We start from the raw sequence: 25,123 nt of genomic DNA, 5'->3' as shown, positions 1-25,123 counted from the left end.
CGCCGGCGTATTTGTTTGTGCACCGCTGGACCTGGCGGTCACGTTGTAACTCGCCGCAAGCAACGTGAACAATTGCTTGCGGTAATTTTATTTATCCCAGTCCGCCCTTTACGTGGGCGACTACTGAAGGACATACCCATGACTGACAAGATCGTTGTCGCCGCGCTGTATAAATTCGTTTCCCTGCCAGATTTTCATGAGCTGCGTGAGCCGCTGCTGCAAGCCATGCTGGATAACGGTATCAAAGGCACGTTGCTGATTGCCGAAGAGGGCATAAACGGCACCGTGTCTGGCAGCCGCGCCGGTATTGATGGCCTGCTGGCCTGGTTTGGCCAGGATGCGCGCCTGGCCGATATCGATCACAAAGAGTCCTACTGCGATGAACAGCCGTTCTACCGCACCAAGGTCAAGCTGAAGAAGGAAATCGTCACCCTCGGTGTGCCCGGCGTCGACCCGAATCAGAAGGTTGGCACCTACGTTGAGCCCAAAGATTGGAACGCGCTGATCAGCGACCCTGAAGTACTGCTGATTGATACGCGCAACGACTACGAGGTGTCGATTGGCACTTTTGAAGGCGCGGTAGACCCAAAAACCAGGTCGTTCCGCGAGTTTCCCGAGTACATCAAGGCGCACTTCGACCCGGCCAAGCATAAGAAAGTCGCGATGTTCTGCACCGGTGGCATCCGCTGCGAGAAAGCCTCCAGCTACATGCTTGGCGAAGGCTTTGAGGAGGTCTTTCACCTCAAGGGCGGCATCCTCAAGTACCTGGAAGAAGTGCCGCAGGAACAAACCAAATGGCAGGGTGACTGCTTTGTGTTTGATAACCGCGTGACCGTGCGTCATGACCTAACGGAAGGCGACTACGACCAGTGCCACGCCTGCCGCACACCGGTCTCCGTGGCGGATCGTCAGTCCGAGCTGTACACCCCAGGTGTCAGCTGCCCGCATTGCTGGGATTCGCTGCCAGAGAAAACCCGCGCCGGCGCCCGTGAGCGCCAGCGTCAGATCGAACTGGCCAAGGCGCGTAATCAACCGCACCCCTTGGGCTACAACCATCGCCAAGCGCGCGAGGCCTGAGCATGCACGCACGCCTGCTGTATGTGATGGACCCGATGTGTTCGTGGTGCTGGGGGTTTGCTCCGGTGCTGGAGTCCCTCGCCGAGCAGGCCGCTGCGTCCGGGGTTGGCCTGCAACTGGTACTCGGTGGTTTGCGTCGCGACAGCGTGGCCATTGATGCTGCCGCGCGGGTGCGTTATCTGGGTTACTGGCAGGCGGTGAATGCCAGCACCGGCCAGCTGTTCAACTTTAATGAGGGTTTGCCCGAAGGCTTGGTGTACGACACCGAGCCGGCTTGCCGCGCCCTGGTTACGGCCCGCCACCTTGACCCGCAACTGACTTGGCCGTTGGCTCAGTTGATTCAGCGCGCGTTCTATAAAGAGGGCGTAGATGTCACCCGCGCCAGTGTATTGGTGGAGTTGGCTGAGCGTGCTGGGCTTGCACGTAGCGAGTTCGCCGAGGCATTCGACAGCGCCGCGCAGCGTGCAGCCACCGCTGCCGACTTTAGCTGGAGCCAGGATTTGGGCATTGCCGGTTTCCCCACCCTGTTGGCTGAGCGCAATGGCCAACTGGCGCTGCTGACCAACGGCTACCAGCCGCTTGATGTGTTGCAGCCCTTGCTGGCGCGCTGGCTGGAGCGTGTTGAACATGCTTGATCGCCTGAGCTGGGCAGAAATACGCCGGCTGGCCTTGCAGCATAAAAAAGCCTTGGTCTGGGCCAATTGTGTCGCGGTCTTGGCCACGCTGTGCAGCGTGCCGATCCCGCTGCTGCTGCCTTTATTGGTCGACGAAGTACTGCTCAACGACGGCGATGCCGCGCTCAAGGTGATGGATAACTTCCTGCCGAGCGACTGGGAAACCGCAGCCGGCTATATCGGCCTGATGCTGGTGCTGACCTTGTTCCTGCGCGGCGGCGCATTGGTGTTTAACGTGCTGCAGGCGCGGTTGTTCGCGCGCCTCTCCAAAGACATCGTTTACCGCATCCGTATTCGCCTGATCGAGCGCCTCAAGCGGATTTCCCTGGCTGAATATGAAAGCCTCGGTGGCGGCACCGTGACCACGCACCTGGTCACGGACCTGGACACCCTCGACAAGTTCGTTGGCGAAACCCTCAGCCGTTTCCTAGTGGCCATGCTGACCCTGGCTGGAACCTCGGCGATTCTGATCTGGATGCACTGGCAATTGGCGTTGCTGATTCTGCTGTTCAATCCGTTGGTGATCTACGCCACGGTGCAGTTGGGCAAGCGGGTCAAACACCTTAAAAAACTGGAAAACGACAGCACCTCGCGCTTTACCCAGGCGTTGACGGAAACCTTGGAAGCCATTCAGGAAATCCGCGCCGGCAACCGTCAGGGCTTTTTCCTCGGTCGTCTCGGTGGCCGGGCCAAAGAAGTGCGCGACTTTGCGGTGAACTCGCAGTGGAAGACCGATGCTTCCAACCGCGCCAGTGGCTTGCTGTTCCAGTTTGGTATCGATGTGTTCCGTGCCGCGGCCATGCTTACTGTGCTGTTTTCCGACCTGTCGATCGGCCAGATGCTCGCGGTGTTCAGTTACCTGTGGTTTATGATCGGCCCGGTCGAGCAGTTGCTTAGCCTGCAATACGCCTATTATGCCGCCGGCGGCGCCTTAAGCCGGATCAATGAACTGCTGGCGCGCCAGGATGAGCCGCAGTATCCCGGCCAGGTTGACCCGTTCAAGGGGCGCGATACCGTGGGTATCGAAGTTAGCGGCCTGACCTTTGCCTACAACGATGAGCCGGTGCTGAATAACCTCAACCTGAGCATCGCACCAGGGGAGAAGGTCGCCATTGTTGGCGCCAGCGGCGGTGGCAAAAGCACCTTGGTGCAACTGCTGCTCGGGCTCTATACGCCGCAGGCCGGGACCATTCGCTTTGGTGGCAGCAGCCAGCAAGAGATCGGCCTAGAAACGGTGCGTGAGCATGTCGCGGTGGTGCTGCAGCACCCCGCGCTGTTCAACGATACGGTGCGCGCCAATCTGTGCATGGGCCGTGAACGCAGTGATGAGTTCTGCTGGCGTGCACTGGAAATTGCCCAGCTGGCCGGCACCATTCGCGCCTTACCGCAGGGGCTGGACAGCATTGTCGGCCGCTCCGGCGTACGCCTCTCTGGCGGTCAGCGTCAGCGCTTGGCCATTGCGCGGATGGTGCTGGCCGAGCCGAAAGTGGTGATTCTCGATGAAGCCACCTCGGCTCTGGATGCCGCGACTGAATATGCCCTGCACCAAGCCCTCAACCAATTCCTACGCGGCCGCACCACGCTGATCATCGCCCACCGCCTGAGCGCGGTGAAACAGGCCGATCGGGTGCTGGTATTCGACGGCGGCAGCATCGCCGAAGACGGCGGCCACCAAGAATTGATTGCCGAAGGTGGTCTCTACGCCAAACTCTACGGCCATCTGCAGCACTGATAGCTGCGCTGGGCAAAACCCTGAGGTGGATGACGCTATTTTTATCCACCGTGAGGTCGCATTGGTGAATGGGTGAAGCGTCATCCACCCTACGGCTCCTGGCGAAAACAACACTTTCTCGCGGGCATTGCCCGCTCCTACGGACACACCCTAATCGTAGGTGCGGGCCATGCCCGCGATTTGTTGTGGGTTTCAACTAGGTTAGAAGCGCTGCTGTCCTGCGCTTGGCAGTTAAATCGACCGCTTTGTAAATTTATCGTTACGCATGGTGGGTGCTTTCGGTCAGCATTCCCGCTGTTTTTCTGGCTGTATTAAAAACTTGCCGAAAGCTATGACCAAGCCTGGGGCAGGGTGCTCTGGGCCGGCTTGTGAGCAGGGCTGCGCTCGGTTGTTATGAGTTCAATCCACGCCGTGCGACGGGACGTCGCAGCGGTTGATCAAAACAACAACGAGGAGGCGCAATGAACGCCGTGAACAAGATCGAACAGCACAACCCGATTGGCACCGACGGCTTTGAGTTCGTCGAGTACACCGCACCGACCCCGGAAGGCATTCAACAGCTGCGTGAGCTGTTCACCGCCATGGGCTTTACCGAAACCGCCAAGCACCGCTCGAAAGAGGTCTGGCTGTTCCAGCAGAACGACATCAACTTCGTCCTCAACGGCAGCCCGACTGGGCATGTGCGCGAGTTCGGTCTGAAGCATGGCCCAAGCGCCTGCGCCATGGCCTTCCGCGTGCAGAACGCCGCCCAGGCGGCGGCCTATGTGGAGTCCCAGGGCGCCAAACTGGTCGGCAGCCATGCCAACTTCGGCGAGCTGAATATCCCCTGCGTTGAGGGTATCGGCGGCTCCTTGCTGTACCTGGTCGATCGTTACGGCGACAAGAGCATTTACGACGTCGACTTTGAATACATCGAAGGCCGCACGCCAAACGACAACTCGGTCGGCCTGAAAGAGCTGGACCACCTGACCCACAACGTTAAACGCGGGCAGATGGATGTGTGGTCGAGCTTCTACGAGCGCATCGCCAACTTCCGCGAGATTCGCTACTTCGATATTGAAGGAAAACTCACCGGTCTGCTGTCGCGGGCGATGACCGCACCGTGCGGCAAGATCCGCATCCCGATCAATGAGTCAGCCGACGACAAGTCGCAGATCGAGGAATTTATCCGCGAATACCAGGGTGAAGGCATCCAGCACATCGCCCTCTCCACCGAAGATATCTACGCCACCGTGCGCCAGCTGCGCGCCAATGGCGTGGATTTTATGGTCACCCCAGGCACCTATTACGACAAGGTCGACACCCGCGTGGCCGGGCATGGCGAGCCGACCGATGTGCTGCGTGAATTGAGCATTTTGATCGATGGCGCGCCAGGTGATGACGGCATCCTTCTGCAGATTTTCACCAACACGGTGATTGGGCCGATCTTCTTCGAAATCATCCAGCGCAAGGGTAATCAGGGCTTTGGCGAGGGTAATTTCAAGGCGTTGTTCGAGTCGATTGAAGAAGACCAGATCAAGCGCGGCGTGATCAAAGCCGATTGATCGGTAAACCGTAGGGTGGGTTACGGCGCACCGGCATCCTGGTTGATTTTGAACATCGTGCCTGCGCCTAACCCACCCTACGAAACGCCGTATTTAGGAGATACCGGCCATGAGCCGTAACTGGATCAGTTTTCCCCTGCGTGAAGGCGAGTACTCGCGTCAGGCGCACTGTGACTTTCCCGAAGGCACCTATGAACGCGAGATGGGCCGCGAGGGCTTCTTCGGCCCCACGGCGCATCTGCACCATAAACACCCGCCGACTGGTTGGATCGACTGGGAAGGGCCGCTGCGCCCGCATGCGTTCAACTTCAATGATATTTCCAGCGAGCGTGATTGCCCGCTGGCTGCGCCGCTGACTCTGCATAACAGCGATGTGAAGCTGCGCGTGTGGAAAACCCACGGCGCCATGCGCCATTTGGTACGCAACGCCGACGGCGATGACCTGCTGTTTATTCATGAGGGCGCAGGGCACTTCTACTGCGATTTCGGCCATCTGACCTATCGCGACGGTGATTACTTGCTGATTCCTCGCGGTACAGCTTGGCGCATCGAGGCCGATGAGCCGACCTTTATGCTGCTGATCGAAAGCACCGACGGCGCCTATCAGCTGCCGGACAAAGGCCTGGTTGGCCCGCAAGCGATCTTCGACCCGGCGGTGCTCGATCATCCGCGTATCGATGACGCCTTCAAGGCCCAGCAGGACGAGAACACCTGGCAGATCCGCATCAAGCGCCGTGGTCAGATCAGCACAGTGACCTATCCCTACAACCCGCTGGATGTGGTCGGCTGGCATGGTGACAACACCGTGGTACGGCTCAATTGGCGCGATATTCGCCCCTTGATGAGCCACCGCTACCACCTGCCGCCTTCGGCGCACACCACTTTTGTCGCCAATGGCTTTGTGATCTGCACCTTTACTCCGCGACCGGTGGAAAGCGACCCCGGCGCGCTGAAGGTGCCGTTCTATCACAACAACGACGACTACGACGAAGTGCTGTTCTATCACCGTGGCAACTTCTTCAGCCGCGACAACATCGAGCAGGGCATGGTCACCTTGCACCCGTGTGGCTTCCCTCATGGCCCGCACCCCAAGGCGCTGAAAAAGGCGCAGACCGATCCGGCGACCTTTATCGATGAAGTGGCGGTGATGATCGATACCCGCCGTGCCTTGGATGTCGGCGAAGCCGCCGCTGGTGTGGATGTCCCCGAATATGTGAACTCCTGGCGTGCGCCGGGCAAGGAATCCTGATGAAACTCGCATCACTGAAGCAAGGCCGCGACGGCGTGCTCGTTGTGGTATCGCGCGATCTAAGCCGCGCCACCGAAGTCCCGGCGATTGCCGCCACCCTGCAGGCCGCGCTGGATAACTGGGCGGTGGCCAAGCCCAAGCTGGAGGCGGTCTACCAGCATTTGAATGATGGTCTGGAAGAAGGTGCATTTGCCTTCGATCAGGCGGCCTGCCACAGTCCGTTGCCGCGCGCCTATCACTGGGCCGACGGCAGCGCCTACGTCAATCATGTGGAGCTGGTACGTAAGGCGCGTGGTGCCGAAATTCCGGAAAGCTTCTGGCATGACCCGCTGATGTACCAGGGCGGCGCCGACTGCTTTATCCCGCCGCACAGCCCGATTCAGATGGCCGACGAGGCTTGGGGCATCGACCTGGAGGCCGAAATCGCGGTGATCACCGACGACGTGCCGATGGGCGCAACCACTGCCGAGGCCGCCGGGCATATCCAGTTGCTGATGCTGGTTAACGATGTGTCGCTGCGTAACCTGATTCCCGGTGAGTTGGCCAAGGGCTTCGGTTTTTACCAGAGCAAGCCGTCGTCGAGCTTCTCGCCGGTGGCGATTACCCCGGATGAGCTGGGCGACACCTGGCGCGATGGCAAGGTGCATCGGCCGCTGGTCTCGCATATCAATGGCGCGTTGTTCGGCCAGCCGAATGCCGGCGTTGACATGACTTTCAACTTCCCGACCCTGGTGGCTCACGCGGCCAAGACCCGCCCGCTGGGCAGTGGCACCATCATCGGTTCCGGCACCGTATCGAACTACGACCGCAGCGCCGGCTCCAGCTGCCTGGCAGAAAAACGCATGCTGGAAATCATCGAAAGTGGCGAGGCGAAAACCCCGTTCCTCAAGTTCGGTGATCGGGTACGCATCGAGATGTTCGACGCTGCCGGGCACAGCCTGTTCGGCGCAATCGATCAGGCGGTGGAAAAGTATGAGCTTTGAATCCGTAGGATGGGTTGAGCGCAGCGATACCCATCAATCCGGGACGATGGGTATCGCAGGCTCAACCCATCCTACGCTTTGGCTCGGAGGCTATTTGCCATGTTGACGCTCTATGGCTATTGGCGCTCCAGCGCCGCCTACCGGGTGCGCATTGCGCTCAACCTCAAAGGTTTGGCCTATGAGCAAGTGCCGGTGCATCTGGTTAAGGATGGCGGTCAGCAGCACAGCACTGACTATCAAGCGCTGAACCCGCAGGAACTGTTACCGCTGCTGGTCGATCACGGCAACGGCGGGGTGCGCATTGCCCAGTCGCTGGCCATCCTTGAATACCTCGATGAGATGTTCCCCGATACGCCGCTACTCCCCCGCGCCCCGGCGCAACGCGCTCAGGTGCGCGCTCTGGCGCTGCATATCGCCTGCGACCTGCACCCGCTAAACAACCTGCGGGTGTTGCAATACCTGACTGGCGAACTGGCCGTGGGGGAGCAAGCCAAGGATGCCTGGTACCGCCATTGGCTGCACAAAGGCCTGGCCGCGGTCGAAGCCGGCCTGGTGGTCTTCAATGATCGCCTGTCACTCGGCGAACAACCCGGATATCTGGAAGCGTGTCTGATCCCGCAGTTGTATAATGCGCGCCGTTTTAACTGTGACCTTGATGCGTACCCACGCATCCTCGCCATGGCGGCGCGTTGTGAGTCTCTGGATGCCTTTAAGCAGGCTGCGCCGGAGGTGCAATCCGACGCCCAGTGATCCCAGCCGGCTTCGCCGCCACTGGGGTCTGGCGAATCCGGTTTTGCAGAGCGTGTTCGGTGGCCAGATCGGCTGCCTTACACCCTCTGGATGCCTTGCCACTCCGCCGCGCCACAAGCGCAGCGGGTTCTATTTCGTCACAGATAAAAACAAACAGGTGACGCATGACTCGTGAAAAACCCAAGAACCTCTGGCTCTCGCGCTGGGGCTTTATCCTTGCTGCTACTGGCTCCGCTGTGGGGCTGGGCAATATCTGGAAGTTTCCTTACATCACCGGCGAATACGGCGGTGGTGCGTTTGTGCTGATGTACCTGGCCTGCATTCTGGCCATTGGTATTCCGGTGATGATGACCGAGATCGCCATTGGCCGGCGCGGCCGTGGCAGCCCGATTGATGCGATCGGCCGGGTGGTTAAAGAGAATGGCGGCAACCCATTGTGGAAGGCCGTGGGCGGCATGGCCATGCTCGCCGGCTTTATGATCCTGTGTTTCTACGTGGTGGTGGCGGGTTGGGCGTTTGCCTATACGGTGAAAATGCTCGACGGTTCCTTGGCGGCGACCAGTGTTGATGCGCTGGCCGGGGTGTTTGAGGCGCACAACGCCAACCCCTGGCAGCTCGGCGGCTGGAGCGTGCTGGTGGCGCTGCTGACCCTGTGGATCGTGGCCAAAGGCGTACAAAAGGGCATCGAAAATGCCGTGCGCTGGATGATGCCGGGGCTGGCCGTCATGCTCGTGGTGTTGGTGGGCTACGCCTTCACCAGTGGCGGCTTCAGTGCGGGCTTCGACTTCCTGTTCAGCTTCGATGCCTCGAAAATCACCGGTGAAGCGCTGCTGGCTGCCTTGGGTCATGCCTTCTTCACCCTGAGCCTGGCCTCTGGGGCGATTCTCACCTACGGCTCCTACTTGCCGGATGGCCAGTCGGTGGCGCGCACCACCTTTGTTGTGGCCATCTGTGACACCTGTGTGGCGCTGTTGGCTGGCTTGGCGATCTTCCCGATTATCTTTGCCAACGGCATGAGCCCAAGCGCGGGCCCGGGGCTGATCTTTATGAGCCTGCCGCTGGCCTTCCAGCAGATGCCGTTTGGTACCGCCTTTGGTGCGCTGTTCTTCGCCATGGTGTCGATTGCAGCGTTGACTTCAGCCATCTCGATGATCGAAGCGACCGTGGCTTACCTGAATGAGAAGTACGGCGTAAGCCGCTTCAAGGCCGCGGCGGCTGCCGGTGCGGTGCTACTGGTTATTAGCCTGCTGGCCATGCTGTCGTTCAACCTGATGGCGGGCTGGACCCCCATGGGCAAGAACTTCTTCGATTGGCTGGATTACCTGACCTCACGCTGGATGATGCCGCTGGGCGGGATCTTTATCGTCTTGCTGGCCGGTTATGCACTGCGCAGCGAGATCATGCGTGACGAGCTGGGCCTGCCGCCGCTGGGCTACGCCTTGTGGCTGTTTATGGTGCGCTACGTCAGCCCGGTGCTGATCATGGTGGTGTTCCTGCATGCCCTGGGCTGGTTGATGTTTGACCCGGTTGCTCATTGGTACTGGATCGCCGGTGCCATTGGTGTGCTGGCAATATTGGGCGAAGTGCTGCGCCCTCGGGTCGTGCCGGCGCTCGCGGGGCGATAAGCCAGACGCACTGAGCAGCAAAAGCAGCAGAGGGCGCATGGGCGAAAGCCGTGCGCCCTTTTTCTTGCCGGTGGATTAGGGGGTTTCGCCATCACATTGGCGAATATTTTTTGGCGGCTACTCGCCACTGTTGCCGGGCGATCAGCGGAAACTTGCCGATGCGTCCGGCGAAAGGCGGTTTCTAGCCAGCTGCTCAACGCCGCTGCGTGACCAAAAAAACCGTGGGCTCTGGCGTTGGCGAGGCCTTTGATGTTTTGCCGAGGCACAGCAGCGAGCTGGCGCAAGGGTTGCAGTAAAGCCGGGCTAAGCTGCTAGCTGGTGTGCGTGCGCTGACCATACCGTCATTGCCATGTCGGGCTGCACTCGATAATAAAAACGGAGCTGTCGTTATGTCTTCTTCTGTCCCCCGCCTGTTGGCCGACTTGTCTGTCAGTAAAAAGCTTATGTGCGGCTTCGGCCTGGTGCTGTTGCTCACCGTTGCCGTGACCGGCAGTGGCTTTCTCGCGGTTCAAGCCGTGCTGGAAGGCAATGCCAGGACCCGTGGCCTGTCAGCAATCGATGCCGAGGTGTTGCAAGCGCGCCGTGCTGAGCGTGATTACGCCCTGCGCCAGAGCAGCGAGGCGGCGGCTCAAATGCATGCGCAGTTGGACCGTGCCAGCTCGGCATTGGCTCAACAACTGGCAGCCGCTGCCCGTGCTGACCAAGCAGGCTTGAACGGCATGCAGCAGGCACTCGACGCCTATCGCCAGCAGTTCGACAGTTTTGTTGAGCAGCAAAACAATGCCCGCGCGGCACGTACGCAGATGCGTGAGGCGGCGGGTGAAGCGCGTGATCAGTTCGATGTGATTGAGCTGGATATGTATGACGCCGTGCGTGAATTACGCCTAGAGGGCGACAAGCTGCGCGGCAGCGACCCGCTGACCCTGGCGGAAACTGCCTCGGGTCTGAGCAAACGCATGCTTGACCTGCGCGGCTATGAAAGCCAGTACATCATCGAGGGTTCAAGCGACGCCTTAGATGAGTGGACCTACATCAACGATGACCTGCAAAGCGTGGCGCGTAGCCTGATGGTCTGGCTGGATGATGAGCAAAAGCGCTCAATCGAGACCGCCTTGCAAGCCCTGACGCTGTATCAACAGGCATTTACCAATTACCGCCAGGTGCGCGAACAGAGTCAGCAGAGCGAAGCGCAGATGCTTGAGCAGGCCCGCGCGTTGCTCGCCTTGGTGGAACAACGCAAAACGCAGCAAGAGCAAGCCATGGCTGCAGACAGCCGTCAGGCCTTAATGATGCTCGGTGCCATGGGCATTGCTGCTGTGATCTTGGGCATGCTGGCGGCGCTGGTCATTTCCCGTTTGATTGTCGCGCCGTTGCAGCAAACCGTGCTGTTTGCCCAGCGTATTGCCGCCGGCGACCTGAGCCATGATCTGCCCGAAGATCGACGTGATGAGCCTGGTCAGTTAATGGCCGCCATGCAGGTGATGAGTGTCAGCCTGCGTAGCCTGGTTGGGCGTATTGGTGGTGGGGTGAGCCAGATTGCCGCGGCCGCCGAGCAGCTTTCGGCGATTACGGCACAAACCAGTGCCGGCGTGCTGAGCCAAAAAATGGAAACCGAACAAACCGCCACCGCTATGCACCAAATGGCCGCCACCGTGCAGGAAGTGGCGCAGAACGCCGAGCAAGCATCGCTGGCCGCCCGCGTGGCCGACAACCAAGCGCAGCAGGGTAATCAGGTGGTGCAGCAAACGGTCAGTCAGATCGGCCAACTGGCCACCGAGGTGGAAGAGTCCGCCGAAGCCATTGCGGCGTTGAACCAAGAGAGCGCGCGCATCGGCGGCGTATTGGAAGTCATCCGCAATGTGGCTGAGCAGACCAACCTGCTCGCACTGAATGCGGCCATCGAGGCTGCACGGGCTGGCGAACAGGGCCGTGGCTTTGCCGTGGTTGCCGATGAGGTGCGCGCTTTGGCCAAGCGTGCGCAGGACTCCACCGAGGAAATCGAAGGGTTGATCGCCAGTCTGCAGCGCCTGGCCAAGGGCGCCGTGGAGAAAATGGACAGCAGCCGCACCTTGACTCAGCGCACGGTGACTCTCGCGGGTGAAGCGGGGGACGCGCTGGGGCGGATCACCCAGGCGGTGAGCACTATTGAACAGATGAACCAGCAAATTGCGGCCGCCGCCGAAGAGCAGAGTGCGGTGGCCGAGACCATCAGTGAAAGCGTGACGCGGGTGCGCGATATCGGCGAGCAAAGCGCCAGCGCCAGTCAGCAGACTGCTGCTTCCAGCGCCGAGCTGGCGCGCCTGGGCGTTGAACTACAGGGCCTGGTGGCGCAGTTCCGCAGCTGAGTTGGCGGTTCTTAGGCTGGGCTCACTCAATGCCGGCGCACCAGACGCTATTGGCCATCGCGGCGGGCCAGCGGCGTTCTGCGTAGCTCATCGGCCCAGGCCAGCAGTGGCACTTGCACCTCAGGTTGCCAGGTGCGTGCCCACAGCAGTTTTAGCCGCGATAAATCACCGCGTTCAGTCGGCAGGCGCTGAATCTCGTCAGCGACGCGCCATTGGCCGTTTTCCCGGTTAGCGAAGGCGAAGCGGAACGGGTGAAAGCCGGTCATGCCCAGGCGAATATCGGTGACCACCAGCTGTTCGCCCAACTGGTCGTAACGCAGTACGCCATTAGTAAACCAGGCGAGACGCGCATGCGCCGGCGAGTCGGCCAGCGCGGCTGCCAGGTGCGTGCCACGCGGGATGCGCTGCAGCTGCGGTGGGGCCGCGTCGAACCAGCTGACCAGCGCCTCGTGGTAATCCTCACCGTCCAGCACAATCACCCGCCACAACAGGCTGTTGAACGGCGTCGGCGTGCTGAACAGTTGCTGCGCCTGTATGCCTTGGCGCGCCAGTTCGGCTTCTACGCGCTGTTCGGCCATGTATTTGCCGCCCAAGGTCGAGGCCAGGTACAGCGATGAAACCAGCAACGCCAGTGCCGGGGCTTTGACCGCTTTATCGCGCAAGCCAAACAGCAGCCCCAGTGCCACGGCAATCAGCAGCGGCACGGTGTAGAGCGGGTCGATGATAAAGATGCTCGACCAGGCCGTAGGAATCGGCGTTAGCGGCCAGAACAATTGCGTGCCATAGCTGGTGAAACTGTCGAGCAGCGGGTGGGTAATCAACACCAGCCATGTTGTTAGAAACAGCCGTTGTGAGGAGTAACCGGGGTTATGTCGAAAGCGCCGGGTTAGCCAGGTCAACAGCAGGGCCACGCCGGTGAGGACAAACAGCGAGTGGCTGAAACCTCGGTGATAAGTCATGTCGGCCACGGCGTCGCCGTAATCAATCACCACATCCAGATCCGGCAGGGTGCCGAGCATAGCGCCATACAGCAGCGCCTTGCGGCCTTGCCAGCGGCCGAGCAGTGCGCCCTGAATGCTGGCGCCAAGTACCGCCTGGGTTATCGAGTCCATGCCTGATGCCTGAATTGAACAGAGGAGTAAATTAGCCGACTGACCTGATTTTGGCTGCGGCTAATGTTCAAGCAAAGGTTTCAGCTGCGCCGCAGCCAGGTGTTAGGGGCACCGCCAGTGCGCCTGGCCTGGCGGCCCAGATAGAGCGGGTGCTACAGCTTGAAGAAGCTGACCTTGTCGGTCAGACGGTTCGCCAGGGTGGTCAGTTCACGGCTGGACGCCGCCACTTGCTCGGAGCCGGCTGAGGTTTCCAGGGTGGCGTTGTGGATGCGGTTGATGTTCTGGTTGACCTCTTCGGCCACCGCGCTTTGCTCTTCCGAGGCGCTAGCAATCTGCGCGTTCATGTCGTTGATGGCCGTGACTTCACTGCGGATTTTGTTCAGCGCGGTTTCTGCCTGACCGGTTTGCTCGACGGTTTGCTGCGCCAGTTGGCGGCTGTTGCGCATCACTTCAGCGGCCTTGCCGGCACCTTCCTGCAGCTTGCCGATCATGCCGCGGATTTCCCGCGTGGAGTCCTGAGTGCGGGTCGCCAGGGAGCGCACTTCATCGGCCACCACGGCAAAGCCGCGGCCATGTTCGCCGGCCCGAGCGGCCTCAATGGCGGCATTCAGGGCGAGCAGGTTGGTTTGCTCGGCGATGGCAGTGATCACCTCGATGATTTTTTCGATGTTTTCGCTGTCGCTGGACACCTGCTGCACACTTTCGGCGGCGCTCTCCAGGGTGCGTGCGAGGTTCTGAATGGCACTGGCAGTGGCGCTAACCACCTGATTGCCGGTGGCCACCTCACTGTCAGCGTTGCGTGTCGCCGATGCCGCGCTGGCCGCATAGTTGGCCACTTCATTAACGGTCGCGGCCATTTGATTGATGGCGGTGGCCATCTGTTCGGCCTCGCTGGACTGCAGGCGGATTTGCTGATTGTTGCTGTCAGAGGTGGTGAGCAGTTGGTCTGAGGCCAGGGTCAGTTCACGGGCAGCGCTGCGCACCTGAGTGATGGTTTCGGCCAGGTGTTTGACCGTGTCCTGCAGGGCGCCCATGACGCTCTGCGGGTAACGGGTCTGGATACGCTGGTTAAGGTCGCCATTGGCCAGGCGCTGAATTGCCTGGGCGACTTCATAGGGTTCGGCCCCAAGGGTGGATTTCAGCTTGTTGATGATGATCAGTGATACGCCAACGCTCAGCAGCACAGCTGCGGCGGTGACCAGCAAAATCAGTAGGCGAAAACCGCCGGCGGCCTCGCGCACCGCGCCAATATCCTGCCCTACACCTTGTTCCTCAAGGTCGATAAAAGCATTGATACGCTTGAGCCATTCGCTGTAAGCCGGTGAGGCTTGTTCAAGCAGCAGGCTTTTCGCCGCGTCCTTATCACCCTGGCGGCGCAGATTGATCAGCTGTTCCGTCAAGACCAGGGTGCTGCGCTCGATATTCTGAATATCGCCCAGCAGGCGCTGTTCGGTGGCCGTTGGCGCTTCTTCGCGCAGCAGGCTGTCCATGGCCTGGGCCGACTCTTGATAGAAGTCTTTAAGCCGCTGAATTTCGCCTAGTTGACGGTTCAACGCGGCATCGTCATCCACCAGCACCGCATCGCGTATCGCAATGGCGCGGTCATGCACGCTGCCACGGAAGTTAATGGCATAGCGCTGCTTAAGCGAAGCCCCTTCACTCACCGACGTCAGGGTCTCGTCGATAAAGCCAACCCGCTGCACACCGATCAGGGTCACCAGGATCATTAGCGACAGAATCAAGCCAAACCCGAGGCTCAGGCGTTGCGCAATGCTCAGTTGTGATTGCATGAAATCAATTCCTCTTGCCCTGTAGGGCGGCGACGGTGTGTTGCGATTTGAAAAGAAGGGCTATACCAGCTGAACCTTTGAGTTGTGCAAATCTTATACATGAATCTTGATTTGTAGAATTATGTTTTGCGGGGTGATGAGGGTGAATGCCGTAATTATCCTGAGCATCCACCCACGCAGAACAACGTAAACCCTTAATAATTAGGTTTGCGTTGCTGTGTAGGCGATGTGGTGGCGGCTTTGGTAGCGGGACGATACGCGGCGTAACCTGTACCTGGGTTGTACAAGTTACAGCGCTAGGCAGAAACGTCTGGACGTTGCCAAATGCATGGGCTAGTGGCGTTTCAATGGGCCTGCTGGCCGGGGATTAGAAGGAGTTGATGATGCGCCCGAGCACGATCATGGCGTCTTCGCTCTGCGCATTCCACGGATGGCCGTAGTTGAGGCGGGCGCAGTTGCCGAAGCGTCGGGTGGCCGAGAAGATCGGCCCCGGGGCGAGGCTGATGCCCTGGGCCAGGGCTAATTGAAACAGGCGCAGTGCGTCGACCTGCTCGGGGAACTCGAACCAGAGAAAGTAGCCACCGCTGGGCCGGGTGACTTTACTGCTGGCCGGGAAGTGCCGCGCTGCCGAGGCCAGCATCGAGGCTTGTTGCGCTTCCAGGGCATGGCGCAGTTTGCGCAGGTGGCGATCATAGCCGCCGTGTTGCAGGTAATCCGCCAGCGCGGCCTGCGCCGGAACAGAGGGTGAGATGGTGGTCATCAGTTTGAGCCGGCTGATTTGCTCGGCATAACGCCCGCCAGCCACCCAGCCGACCCGGTAACCGGGCGCCAGGCACTTGGAAAACGAGCCGCAATGCATCACCAGGCCATCGCGGTCGAAGCTCTTGACCGGTTTGGGCGGCTGGCTGCCGAAGTACAGCTCGGCGTACACGTCGTCTTCAATCAATGGCACTTGATGACGGTGCAGCAGCTCATACAAGCCGCGCTTTTTGTCGTCACTCATGCTCGCGCCCAGCGGGTTCTGCAGGCTGCTCATAAACCAGCATGCTTTGATCGGCAGGCTGCTCAAGCGCTCGGCCAATACGTCCAGGTCGATACCTTCACGCGGGTGAACCGGGATCTCCACGGCCTTGAGCTTTAAGCGTTCCAGCACCTGCAACGTGGCGTAAAACGCCGGCGCCTCAATCGCCACCAGATCGCCGGGTTGGGTCACCGTTTGCAAGCACAGGTTCAGCGCCTCCATGGCGCCGCTGGTGATCACCAGTTCTTCCAGCGGCAGCATCACGCCGCTGACCATATAACGCAGGGCGATCTGCCGGCGCAGGTTGGGGTTGCCCTCGGTCATGTCGGCGATCACCGCGTGCGGTGACAGGTCGCGAACGGCATGGGCCATGGAGCGGGCCAGGCGTGGCAGAGGGAACAGGTCGGGGCTGGGGAAGGCCGAGCCGAACGGCACGGTGCCGGGGTCTTTCAGCGAAGCCAGCACCGAAAACACCAGCTCGCTGACATCCACCTCGGTGGTTTGCGTCGGCTGTTGGCTGGTTTCGGGTTCGGCCAGCGAATGCCGCGCCAGTTCTCTAACGAAATAGCCGGAGCGCGCCCGGGCCTGAATCAGGCCACGGTCTTCCAGCAGGTAATAGGCCTGGAACACCGTGGACGGGCTGACCCCGTAAGTGCGGCTGGCGTGGCGCACCGAGGGTACTTTCTCGCCAGGGGCGAGCACGCCAGTGCGGATCAGTTCGGCAATCTGGTCGGCAAATTTCTCGTAGCGTTTCATCGTGTCCGTCGGTGCGCTCAGCAGATCAGCGCACTCTACGGGGAGTTGCCTTGCCATGCGACTGTCAGCGCCCGCGTGGCGAGAGAAAAATGCTCTGCGTTTGCGCCTGCTCGCTGGCATCGGCCAGGTTATGGATCACAAACTTCACCGGCATCGTGCTGGCGCTGGCCGTTTCGCTCTCCAGCACCAGGGTGACCGGTACATCGAGAATTTCCCCAGGGTTCAACTGCAACTGTTGCGGAGCATCCAGGCGTAGGCCGGGGCTGTCGCGCAACGCCAGGGCATACAGCTGCGGTTGCTGAGTCTTGTTGATGACCTTGAGCAGGTAGGTGTTCTCGATCTGCCCCAACTGGTTCTCGCGGAACATGCTGCGGTCTTTGGCCGAGTCGATGGACAACATCGAGCGCGCGCTCAGCGCCCAGACAAACGCCGCGAGCATCAACACCAGGGCGATGCTGTAGCCGATCAGCCTTGGCCGCAGCCAGTGCGTCTTGCCGCCTTGCAGTTCACGCTCGGAGTGGTAGCCGACCAGCCCTTTGGCGTAGCCCATTTTGTCCATGACCGAGTCGCAGGCATCAATGCAGGCGCCGCAGCTGATGCAGTCGATCTGCAGGCCGTCGCGGATATCGATCCCGGTCGGGCAAACCTGCACGCACATAGTGCAGTCGATGCAGTCACCCAGGCCTTCGGCCTTGTGGTCGCTGTCCTTCTTACGCGGGCCACGGCCTTCGCCGCGCTTGGCGTCGTAGGCCACCAGCAGGGTGTCATCGTCAAACATCGCACTCTGGAAGCGCGAATACGGGCACATGTGCACGCAGACTTTCTCTCGCAGCCAGCCCGCGTTGAGATAGGTGGCAGCCATAAAGAACAGCACCCAGACCAGCGTGCCGCCGTCCAGTTGCAGGCGCAGCAGGTCGCTGGTGAGCTCGCGGATCGGCGTGAAGTAACCAATAAAGGTCAGCGCTGTGAGCAGGCTGACAGCCAGCCAAATGGCATGCTTGGCACTGCGCCGCAGCAGCTTGTCCAGCGACCAGGGCGCGGCATCCAGCTTGATGCGCTGATTACGCTCGCCTTCGGTGATTTTCTCGGCCCACATAAACACCCAGGTCCACACGCTTTGCGGGCAGGTGTAACCACACCACACGCGCCCAGCCACCACGGTGATGGTGAACAGGCCAAAGGCTGCGATGATCAGCAGCGCCGACAGCAGGGTGAAATCCTGCGGCCAGAAGGTCGCGCCGAAGATGTAGTAACGGTGCTCGGCGAGGTTCCACAGCACGGCTTGGCGGCCGTCCCAGTCGAGCCAGGCGGTGCCGAAGAAGATCAGAAACAACAAGCCTGCACCGTACAGGCGCAGGTTGCGATACAGGCCAGTGAAGCTGCGTGTGTGGATCGGGCCACCGGCCTGCGAAGGCGTCAGGCGGATAGGCTTGCTCGGATCGATAGTTTCGATGATCTGCGCGGGAATACGTTCGCTCATTGCGGGCCTCGTGGGCTTTATCAGGCTGCGCGAATGATGCGGCTGGAACTGATCCTGTAACAGACTCAGGTTTTCAAATAAAAAGCGGATCAGATGGCCAGGCAGGCCATGTGGCGGCGAGTGCTAGCCGGCTTAAAACGCGTGGGTGACCAACAGTCGTGTTTATGTACCGTGTTCCGGGTACTCAGGGCTGACTCTGCTAAAACGCCTCACTGGCCGGTCGGCTCGGCAGCACTAAGTTCACCCGCAGGCCGTTGGCGCTGCTGACAAACTCAAGCGCGCCACCGCAGCGCTGAACGATGGCGTTGACGATGGACAGGCCGAGGCCGCTGCCGTCACCAGCTGAGTTGCGCCAGAAGCGCTCGGTTAGCTGGGGCAGTTTTTCAGGTGCCACGCCAGGCCCGGCGTCTTGCACGCTAAAGCACACGTGCTCCCCACGCGATTGCACACTCAAACTCACGGCGGTATCGGCTGAGTTATGCCGCTGGGCGTTGTCCAGCAGGTTGCGCAGCGCGGCAATGGCCAGGGTCGGTGGCATTGCCAGGAGGCGTTGGGCGCTGGCATCGAGCAGGTGCAGTTCGATAGGGCGGCCGCCCGGTTGCTGAGCATCACTGATGGCCATGTGGGCCACTTGCGCGGCGCTGTATTGCAGGGGCTCGTCAAACGGCAGGCGGCCTTCCACGCGGGCCAGTAGCAGCAGTTGTTCCAGGGTTTGGTGCAGGCGGTCAGTGCCGGCTTCGGCATGGGCCAAGGCCTGACGGGCAGTCGCGCCTTCAGTCATGCTGGCCACTTGCAGGTGGGTTTTGATCGCCGTGAGCGGGCTGCGCAACTCATGGGCGGCGTCATCAGTTAGCCGGCGTTCGCGCTCAATCGCCTGGCCAATGCGTTGAAACAGCTGATTCTGGGTAGCCACCAAGGGTTGCAGCTCTTGCGGCAGGCCGTCGACATGTAAGGGTTCGATGCTGTCGGCGCTGCGCTCGGCCAACGCCTGGCGAATGCGCCGTAAGGGCGACAGCTCGCGGCTTAGGCCAACCCATAGCACCAGTAAACTGCCGAGCAACGCGAGCACTACAGGCGCAGCAGCTGCCAGCAAAATCGAGTGGTTGAGGGTGTCGCGCTCGTCTAGACGGTCTGCTGTGGTCACGCGCATGTCGCCTTCAATCAAGGTGAAGGTGCGCCAGGTGACGCCGTCAATGTTGCGCTCATGGAAGCCTTTTTCATCCACGCCCAGGGCGCTCCCAGGTGCGGCGCGGCTGCTGGCGAGAATCTCGCCGCGCACCGAACTGATCTGGCAGGCAATGCCTTCCGGCATACCCAGTTGTTCGGTACTGAGCGGCGCGCTGCCCTCGGTTTGCTGCAATTGCGGCAGTTGCAGGAGCAAGCCCGAGACCATCCGCGCCGACGACGCCAGGCGTTGGTCGAGGGTCAACATCAGCTGGTTACGCAGGTCGAACAGCATCCACACGGCGGCCAGCGACCAGAGCAGGACAAAGGCAGAGCCGAGAATCAGGCTGAGGCGCAAGCGTAGGCTCATGGCGTGTGTTCCTCGTTATGTCCGGCGGGGCCGAGGCGGTAACCCAGGCCGCGTACGGTCTCTACGATGGCGCTGCCTAACTTGCGCCGCAAATGGTGAATATGCACGTTGAGGGCATTGCTCTCGACCTCGCCGTCAAGGCCGTAGACCGCATCCTTGAGCTGTTCGCCGCTGAGCACCCGGCGAGGATTGTGCAGCAGCGCTTGCAGCAGGACCTGCTCGCGGCGCGACAGATCGATGGGCTGCCCATGCAGAAATGCCTGGCAGGCCACCGGGTCGTAGCGCAGCGGGCCGTGTTCGATCACTGAACTGGCGCGACCAGCGGCGCGGCGTAGCAGGGCATGCAAGCGGGCGGCAAGTTCACGCAAATCGAACGGTTTGACCAAGTAGTCATCTGCCCCCTCCTGCAGGCCAGACACGCGGTCGGCCACTGAATCGCGGGCTGTCAGCAGCAAAACCGGTATGGCCACGCCGCGTTGGCGCAGGCGCCGCAGCAGGCTCAAACCGTCTTCATCCGGCAGGCCCAGATCCAGCACCCAGGCATCGAACTGTAGCGTGCGCAGCAGGGCTTCAGCTTCAGCGGCGCTGGCCGCATGCATAACGCGAAAGCCCTGGGCGGTGAGCCCGGCCACAACGCCGCTGGCAATCAGGGCATTGTCTTCAGTCAGCAATATGTTCATGACGCCGATCCGTGGAGGGGAGGTGAAGTATCCATCAGCAGGATTAAGCCAGGGTTATCGCTGGGCCACGAATGATAACGGGCTGCGGGTATTTACGCGGATTAACCCGGGTTTAATCCTGACTTAACCGCCAACTGCGATGCTCGCCGCCTGGCTATTTATCGGTGTGGTTTTGCATGCGTTGGTTTCTGCTGTTTTCGTTATTCTGGGCTTGGTTGCTGCCCGTCCAGGCCGCCAGTTTTTCCGCCAGCCCGTTGCAGGCGGGCAACACCCAGCAGGCTGAGTTTCTCCCCGTTGAGCAGGCATTCAACCTCAGTGTTGAGCCGCAGGCCAGCGGTGAAACCCGGCTGCGCTGGGACATTGCCCCCGGCTACTACCTCTATCAGCAACGCTTGCAGTTCAGTGGCTTGTCGGCAGATGCCGTCCCTGAGCTGCCGGCGGGCTTGCCTTATAGCGATGAGTTCTTCGGTGATTCGCAGATTTATCGCGAGCACTTAACGCTGACGCTCCCCGCTGGGGTTGCCGGCAGCATTCTGGTTGGCTGGCAAGGCTGCGCCGATGCCGGGCTGTGCTACCCGCCACAGACCCAACAGGTTGATGTGTCGAGCGCCGGTGCGCCAAGCGAGCCGGGCACCAACCTGGCTGAGGACCAAGCCCTGGCTGGTGGTTTGCAAAACCAACACCTGATGTTGAACGTATTGCTGTTCTTTGGGCTGGGTCTGTTGCTGGCCTTTGCCCCGTGTTCCTTGCCGATGCTGCCGATTCTGGCGGGTATTGTGGTGGGCAGTGGGGCCTCGCCACGACGCGGCTGGGCGCTGGCGGCCAGCTATGTGGTGAGCATGGCCCTGGTGTATGCCGCGCTGGGCGTGGTCGCTGCGTTGCTGGGCGCAAACCTGCAGGGGCTGCTACAACAGCCCTGGTTGCTGGCCAGCTTCGCCGCGTTGTTTGTGCTGCTGGCCTTGCCGATGTTCGGGTTGTTTGAGCTGCAGTTGCCCGCGGCCCTGCGTGACCGCTTAGCGCATGCGGGGCGCAAGCAGCAAGGCGGCAGCCTAGTCGGTGCGGGCATGCTCGGTGTGTTCTCCGGCCTGCTGGTGGGGCCGTGCATGACCGCACCGCTGGCCGCCGCGTTGCTGTATATCGGGCAAAGTGGCGACGCCCTGCACGGCGGTCTGGTGTTGTTTGCCTTGGGCCTGGGCATTGGTACGCCGCTGGTGTTGTTGGTGACGCTCGGCAATCGCTTCCTGCCGAAACCCGGCGCGTGGATGAATCGGGTCAAGGTGCTGTTCGGCTTTCTGTTTCTACTCGCCGCGCTTTTGGTGATCCGCCCGCTGCTCGCGGAGCCGACCTGGCTGGGATTGTGGGGCGCGCTATTAATTGTGCTGGCCAGTGCGCTGCTGCACCTGTCGCGGCAAGTGCTGCAACACGCCAGCGTGGCCAAGGCGATTGGCGCGTTGCTGGGTATTTGGGGCATGGCGATGGTGCTGGGGGCTGCAGGGGGTGCCAGCGATCCGCTGCAGCCACTCAAGGTGTATGCCGGCACGGGCATTGCGGCCGCGCCGAATGCACAGCACGTTATCGGCATGAGCGAGCCGGCCACGCTTGAGCGTGAGCTGGCGGTGGCCAAAGCTGAGGGCCAATGGGTGCTGATTGATTACTACGCCGACTGGTGCGTGTCGTGCAAAGTCATGGAGAAAACCGTGTTCGCTAACCCCGACGTGCAGGCTAGCCTGCAAGGCGTTCGCGTCTTACGCCCCGACGTGACTCAAAGCAACGCGGCAAGCCGTGCGTTGTTGGAACGCTTTAAAGTGCTGGGCCCGCCCACGTTGTTATGGATCGGCCCGGACGGTGAGGAGCGCCGTTCGCAGCGCATAACGGGCGCGGTGAATGCCGAGCAGTTCTTAGATATTTGGACGACTACCCAGGAGCGCGGTTGATGCTGACGGTGAATATTGGTCCCCTGGCCCTTAGCACCGCCCACGTGCTGTTGATGATCAGCCTGCTTCTGGCGACTGTTACCGGCTGGTACGTCGGGCGGCGCAGTGCGGTCAACCCGGAAAAACAGCTGTTTCGTTTGTTGTTGCTGGCCTTGCTGGTCGCACGGCTGGCGTTTGTTGCCGTGTACCTCGAGCACTACCGCGCGCAACCCTGGCAGGCGCTGGATATCCGTGACGGTGGCTTTATCGCCTGGCCTGGCGTGCTGGCCGCGCTACTGTTGGGGGCCTGGCAGGCCTGGCGTACCCCAGCCATCAGAACATCCTTAGCCAGCGCATTGGCCGTCGGCGTGTTCAGCTGGGGTTTGGGTAGCCTGACGTTGTATGGGCTTGAGCAGGGCACCCGGCTGCCGGCGTTGTCCTTCAGAGACAGCAACGGCGCCTCAGTGGCGCTGCACGACTATGTCGGCAAACCGCTGGTGGTTAACCTCTGGGCCACGTGGTGCCCACCGTGCCGTCGGGAAATGCCGGTGTTAGCCGACGCGCAGCGCAACCATCCCGAGCTGACCATCCTGTTCGTCAATCAAGGCGAAGGCCAGGGCGAGGTTAACCAATACCTGGCCGCCGAAGCCCTCGGTTTGGACAACGTATTGCTCGACAGCGGCGGCCGCCTGGGCCAGCACGTTGGCTCCATGGCGTTGCCCAGCACGCTGTTTTACGACGCCGAGGGTCGCCAGGTTGGCAGCCACTTGGGTGAATTGTCGCGCGCCAGCCTGGCTCGCGCGCTTGAAGTACTGAAGAAGGATCAATAACCATGCTGCGACTTACCCACCTGTCGGCACTGCTCTCGACGCTCTTGGTCATGCCTCTGGCGCAGGCCGAGGAATGGCCGGCCCCGATCAAGGCGATCGAGGCGCGTGGTGCCGAAATTATCCAGCGGTTTGACGCGCCCAGCGGTTTGCAGGGCTATGCCGCGCGCTTCAACGGCCAGGGCGTTGCCCTGTACCTGACGGCCGATGGTCAGCACGTGTTGGTCGGCAGCCTGCTTGATGCCCAAGGCGAAGACCTTAGCCGTGAGCCGCTGGATAAACTGGTGTACGGGCCGCAGGGCAAGGCAATGCTGAGCAAGCTGGAAAAAAGCAGCTGGATCACCGATGGCAAGGCCAGCGCACCGCGCATCGTCTATGTGTTTTCCGATCCCAACTGCCCGTACTGCAACCTGTTCTGGAAACAAGTGCGGCCTTGGGTCGAGGGCGGTGCTGTGCAGGTTCGTCATGTCATGGTCGGCATGCTGCGCCAAGACAGCGCCGCCAAAGCCGCCGCATTACTCAGCGCCAGTGATCCCCAGGCGGCCCTGCATGAACATGAGGCAGCCGGCAAAGTCAGCACCTTGCAAGGGCTGAAAAAGATCCCCGACGCCATCCAGCAGCAGCTCGACCACAACCTTGGCCTGATGGCTGAAATGGGCGCCTCGGCTACGCCGGCGATTTTCTATCAGGATGAAGCGGGCCAGTTGCAGCAACAGCTCGGCGCACCGAGCCCCGAGCTGCTGACACAAATCCTGGGGCCGCGCCCCTGAATCCAGGGCGAAGAGCGGGGCAGGGCATAAGGACGCGCATGGCCGACGGCTTAAACGCAGGCCGCGCACTGCGCGAAGTTGTAACCCGGAAAACAGCCTGACCGTCCAGCCGCTCGCCTGGCTTCTCGCGGCGCTTTTCTTTATTCTGGCGGCCCGCAAAAAAGCTTGAGTAATCAATATGTTGGAAAATAATCTGAGTCAGTTGGAACAACTTGTCAGCGAGTTGGTGCAAGAGAACAAAGCGCTGCAAGAGGCGAACCAGCAGATTCGCAACGAATTGGCTCAACTCAAGGAAGAAAATGACGCGCTGCAAATGAGCGCACTGGAGCAAGAAGAGCTGAACAGCACCACCGCCGCACGTATTCAGGCACTGGTTCAGCTGGCTAGCGGCACTGCCAACGCGGCGCCGAGTCCTGCCCAGGCATGAGCCTCGAAGGGGATACGGTTACGGTCATTTCCATCCTCGGCAATGACTACAGCATCAAGGCGCCTGCCGGAAAACAGCAGGCCCTGAGCGACTCGGTGCGGCTGCTCAAAGAGCGCCTGGCTGAAAGCAAGGCGACCTCACCAACCCTGCTTGGCGACCGCCTGCTGGTGCTCACGGCGTTAAAACTGTGCGCCGAACAGGCCGAGCAAGAGCAGCGCCACCGTCAAGATATGCAACGCCTTGAAGAACACGTGAGTCAGCGCCTCACCAGCATCGCCAGCCTGATCCCGCGCTAACCCTCTTGCTCCGCTCTCGCCGGCTATAGCCATAAGGCTGGGCCGGCTGGCGGCGGTGTGGGTGATGCTCGCCTTGGTTGTCAGCAGGGCGAGGGTGCTGGAGAGGGTTGTATAGGCTGCCGCTGCCTTGGTTTAGGGGCGGGGTTTAGTACGTCCCAGTGAGCTAGGCCAAGGATTCAAGTCACTTGTTAGGTTTGGCCTACACAAACCATGTGACCGCACCGACAACGCAAATGATCGGGACGGACGCAATAACCAAAAATAGACCAAGGCAACCTGACTTTGATGAAGCATAAGCGCTTCGGCTTTCTTGTTGGTCTTTAGGTTGTTCGCGCAGCCATGCCTGGTGACAAGCTTTGCAATACAACCTATTAAATCCTCTATTCCAGGCAAGCACAGTTCTCTCGTCGTGACTGGAGACTGCACGGCATTTTGAACATGAAAATAATTTGTTTTCAGGCGGCGGCCGCGAAAACTGAGTGCAACACCTGACCTTTCCGGTACGGTGCTGCCCCTATGTCCTATTCCGAACTCAGCG

General features: G+C 60.7%; 20 protein-coding genes and 2 pseudogenes. 15 read left to right on the top strand and 7 right to left on the bottom strand.

Annotation, left to right across the window (positions count from 1 at the left end):
* Positions 1-138: 138 nt before the first annotated feature.
* The 10 genes and pseudogenes from trhO to N1078_RS19695 all read left to right on the top strand — a co-directional run bounded on the left by trhO (position 139) and on the right by N1078_RS19695 (position 11,979).
* Positions 139-1,077 (top strand): oxygen-dependent tRNA uridine(34) hydroxylase TrhO, encoded by a 939-nt coding sequence (gene trhO, locus N1078_RS12915; RefSeq protein WP_274088578.1) that lies wholly within the window; start codon positions 139-141, stop codon positions 1,075-1,077.
* 2 nt (positions 1,078-1,079) lie between these two features.
* Positions 1,080-1,712 carry a DsbA family protein gene (locus N1078_RS12910; protein WP_274088577.1) on the top strand — a complete coding sequence of 211 codons (633 nt, stop codon included), beginning with the start codon at positions 1,080-1,082 and terminating at the stop codon, positions 1,710-1,712.
* A complete protein-coding gene (locus N1078_RS12905) occupies positions 1,705-3,483 on the top strand; it encodes an ABC transporter ATP-binding protein (RefSeq protein WP_274088576.1) in 1,779 nt (592 codons plus the stop codon). The genes N1078_RS12910 and N1078_RS12905 overlap by 8 nt, the downstream gene beginning before the upstream one ends.
* Positions 3,484-3,944: 461 nt before the next feature.
* Positions 3,945-5,027: a 4-hydroxyphenylpyruvate dioxygenase gene (gene hppD, locus N1078_RS12900; protein ID WP_274088575.1), complete on the top strand. Its 1,083-nt coding sequence runs from the start codon at positions 3,945-3,947 to the stop codon at positions 5,025-5,027.
* A 109-nt stretch (positions 5,028-5,136) separates the two neighbouring features.
* Positions 5,137-6,276 (top strand): homogentisate 1,2-dioxygenase, encoded by a 1,140-nt coding sequence (locus tag N1078_RS12895; protein WP_274088574.1) that lies wholly within the window; start codon positions 5,137-5,139, stop codon positions 6,274-6,276.
* Complete coding sequence (locus tag N1078_RS12890) at positions 6,276-7,259, top strand: fumarylacetoacetate hydrolase family protein (RefSeq protein ID WP_274088573.1); 984 nt, start codon at positions 6,276-6,278, stop codon at positions 7,257-7,259. Before N1078_RS12895 ends, N1078_RS12890 begins: the two co-directional genes overlap by 1 nt.
* A 99-nt stretch (positions 7,260-7,358) precedes the next feature.
* Positions 7,359-8,009 carry a maleylacetoacetate isomerase gene (gene maiA, locus N1078_RS12885; RefSeq protein WP_274088572.1) on the top strand — a complete coding sequence of 217 codons (651 nt, stop codon included), beginning with the start codon at positions 7,359-7,361 and terminating at the stop codon, positions 8,007-8,009.
* 164 nt (positions 8,010-8,173) lie between these two features.
* Positions 8,174-9,634, top strand: coding sequence for a sodium-dependent transporter (locus N1078_RS12880; protein WP_274088571.1), 1,461 nt, complete (start codon positions 8,174-8,176; stop codon positions 9,632-9,634).
* Between the two features lie 389 nt (positions 9,635-10,023).
* Positions 10,024-11,121, top strand: a pseudogene (locus N1078_RS19700) (methyl-accepting chemotaxis protein); the annotation flags it as partial.
* Entirely contained in the window at positions 11,098-11,979 is an 882-nt protein-coding gene (locus tag N1078_RS19695; protein WP_443218112.1) for a methyl-accepting chemotaxis protein, read from the top strand. The pseudogene N1078_RS19700 and the gene N1078_RS19695, both read left to right, overlap by 24 nt.
* Positions 11,980-12,026: 47 nt before the next feature.
* Here the strand turns inward: N1078_RS19695 and N1078_RS12870 are convergent, their stop codons facing one another.
* The 7 genes and pseudogenes from N1078_RS12870 to N1078_RS12845 form a co-directional block, all read right to left on the bottom strand.
* Entirely contained in the window at positions 12,027-13,091 is a 1,065-nt protein-coding gene (locus tag N1078_RS12870; protein WP_274088569.1) for a metal-dependent hydrolase, read from the bottom strand.
* 152 nt (positions 13,092-13,243) lie between these two features.
* Positions 13,244-13,948, bottom strand: coding sequence for a methyl-accepting chemotaxis protein (locus N1078_RS19690; RefSeq protein ID WP_411912037.1), 705 nt, complete (start codon positions 13,946-13,948; stop codon positions 13,244-13,246).
* 417 nt (positions 13,949-14,365) lie between these two features.
* Positions 14,366-14,881 (bottom strand): annotated as a pseudogene (locus N1078_RS19685) (MCP four helix bundle domain-containing protein); the annotation flags it as partial.
* A gap of 367 nt (positions 14,882-15,248) precedes the next feature.
* The gene (mapR, locus tag N1078_RS12860; RefSeq protein WP_274088567.1) at positions 15,249-16,658 is read right to left on the bottom strand and encodes a GntR family transcriptional regulator MpaR; all 1,410 of its coding nucleotides are present in this window, start codon (positions 16,656-16,658) and stop codon (positions 15,249-15,251) included.
* Positions 16,659-16,722: 64 nt separating this feature from the next.
* On the bottom strand, positions 16,723-18,138 hold the full coding sequence (ccoG, locus tag N1078_RS12855) for a cytochrome c oxidase accessory protein CcoG (RefSeq protein WP_274088566.1): 1,416 nt from the start codon (positions 18,136-18,138) through the stop codon (positions 16,723-16,725).
* Between the two features lie 199 nt (positions 18,139-18,337).
* Complete coding sequence (locus N1078_RS12850; RefSeq protein WP_274088565.1) at positions 18,338-19,672, bottom strand: ATP-binding protein; 1,335 nt, start codon at positions 19,670-19,672, stop codon at positions 18,338-18,340.
* Positions 19,669-20,352: a response regulator transcription factor gene (locus N1078_RS12845; protein ID WP_274088564.1), complete on the bottom strand. Its 684-nt coding sequence runs from the start codon at positions 20,350-20,352 to the stop codon at positions 19,669-19,671. The genes N1078_RS12850 and N1078_RS12845 overlap by 4 nt, the downstream gene beginning before the upstream one ends.
* A gap of 176 nt (positions 20,353-20,528) precedes the next feature.
* Between N1078_RS12845 and dsbD the strand changes: the two genes are divergently transcribed.
* The 5 genes from dsbD (at position 20,529) to N1078_RS12820 (ending at position 24,585) form a co-directional block, all read left to right on the top strand.
* Complete coding sequence (gene dsbD, locus N1078_RS12840) at positions 20,529-22,286, top strand: protein-disulfide reductase DsbD (protein ID WP_274088563.1); 1,758 nt, start codon at positions 20,529-20,531, stop codon at positions 22,284-22,286.
* Complete coding sequence (locus tag N1078_RS12835; protein WP_274088562.1) at positions 22,286-23,095, top strand: TlpA family protein disulfide reductase; 810 nt, start codon at positions 22,286-22,288, stop codon at positions 23,093-23,095. The genes dsbD and N1078_RS12835 overlap by 1 nt, the downstream gene beginning before the upstream one ends.
* 2 nt (positions 23,096-23,097) lie before the next feature.
* Positions 23,098-23,862 carry a thiol:disulfide interchange protein DsbG gene (gene dsbG, locus N1078_RS12830; protein ID WP_274088561.1) on the top strand — a complete coding sequence of 255 codons (765 nt, stop codon included), beginning with the start codon at positions 23,098-23,100 and terminating at the stop codon, positions 23,860-23,862.
* Positions 23,863-24,040: 178 nt separating this feature from the next.
* Positions 24,041-24,289, top strand: a complete 249-nt coding sequence (locus N1078_RS12825) for a hypothetical protein (RefSeq protein ID WP_274088560.1) — start codon at positions 24,041-24,043, stop codon at positions 24,287-24,289.
* A complete protein-coding gene (locus N1078_RS12820) occupies positions 24,286-24,585 on the top strand; it encodes a cell division protein ZapA (RefSeq protein WP_274088559.1) in 300 nt (99 codons plus the stop codon). The genes N1078_RS12825 and N1078_RS12820 overlap by 4 nt, the downstream gene beginning before the upstream one ends.
* Positions 24,586-25,123 lie beyond the last annotated feature (538 nt).

The organism is Pseudomonas sp. MIL19 (assembly GCF_028680365.1).
Lineage (GTDB): Bacteria > Pseudomonadota > Gammaproteobacteria > Pseudomonadales > Pseudomonadaceae > Aquipseudomonas > Aquipseudomonas spirodelae.
This window is presented reverse-complemented; position numbering and strand designations above follow the sequence as displayed.

Coding starts and splice junctions, on each gene's coding strand:
- trhO (WP_274088578.1), top strand. CDS start 139: ATGACTGACAAGATCGTTGTCGCCGCGCTGTATAAATTCGTTTCCCTG.
- N1078_RS12910 (WP_274088577.1), top strand. CDS start 1,080: ATGCACGCACGCCTGCTGTATGTGATGGACCCGATGTGTTCGTGGTGC.
- N1078_RS12905 (WP_274088576.1), top strand. CDS start 1,705: ATGCTTGATCGCCTGAGCTGGGCAGAAATACGCCGGCTGGCCTTGCAG.
- hppD (WP_274088575.1), top strand. CDS start 3,945: ATGAACGCCGTGAACAAGATCGAACAGCACAACCCGATTGGCACCGAC.
- N1078_RS12895 (WP_274088574.1), top strand. CDS start 5,137: ATGAGCCGTAACTGGATCAGTTTTCCCCTGCGTGAAGGCGAGTACTCG.
- N1078_RS12890 (WP_274088573.1), top strand. CDS start 6,276: ATGAAACTCGCATCACTGAAGCAAGGCCGCGACGGCGTGCTCGTTGTG.
- maiA (WP_274088572.1), top strand. CDS start 7,359: ATGTTGACGCTCTATGGCTATTGGCGCTCCAGCGCCGCCTACCGGGTG.
- N1078_RS12880 (WP_274088571.1), top strand. CDS start 8,174: ATGACTCGTGAAAAACCCAAGAACCTCTGGCTCTCGCGCTGGGGCTTT.
- N1078_RS19695 (WP_443218112.1), top strand. CDS start 11,098: ATGGCCGCCATGCAGGTGATGAGTGTCAGCCTGCGTAGCCTGGTTGGG.
- N1078_RS12870 (WP_274088569.1), bottom strand. CDS start 13,091: ATGGACTCGATAACCCAGGCGGTACTTGGCGCCAGCATTCAGGGCGCA.
- N1078_RS19690 (WP_411912037.1), bottom strand. CDS start 13,948: ATGGCCGCGACCGTTAATGAAGTGGCCAACTATGCGGCCAGCGCGGCA.
- mapR (WP_274088567.1), bottom strand. CDS start 16,658: ATGAAACGCTACGAGAAATTTGCCGACCAGATTGCCGAACTGATCCGC.
- ccoG (WP_274088566.1), bottom strand. CDS start 18,138: ATGAGCGAACGTATTCCCGCGCAGATCATCGAAACTATCGATCCGAGC.
- N1078_RS12850 (WP_274088565.1), bottom strand. CDS start 19,672: ATGAGCCTACGCTTGCGCCTCAGCCTGATTCTCGGCTCTGCCTTTGTC.
- N1078_RS12845 (WP_274088564.1), bottom strand. CDS start 20,352: ATGAACATATTGCTGACTGAAGACAATGCCCTGATTGCCAGCGGCGTT.
- dsbD (WP_274088563.1), top strand. CDS start 20,529: ATGCGTTGGTTTCTGCTGTTTTCGTTATTCTGGGCTTGGTTGCTGCCC.
- N1078_RS12835 (WP_274088562.1), top strand. CDS start 22,286: ATGCTGACGGTGAATATTGGTCCCCTGGCCCTTAGCACCGCCCACGTG.
- dsbG (WP_274088561.1), top strand. CDS start 23,098: ATGCTGCGACTTACCCACCTGTCGGCACTGCTCTCGACGCTCTTGGTC.
- N1078_RS12825 (WP_274088560.1), top strand. CDS start 24,041: ATGTTGGAAAATAATCTGAGTCAGTTGGAACAACTTGTCAGCGAGTTG.
- N1078_RS12820 (WP_274088559.1), top strand. CDS start 24,286: ATGAGCCTCGAAGGGGATACGGTTACGGTCATTTCCATCCTCGGCAAT.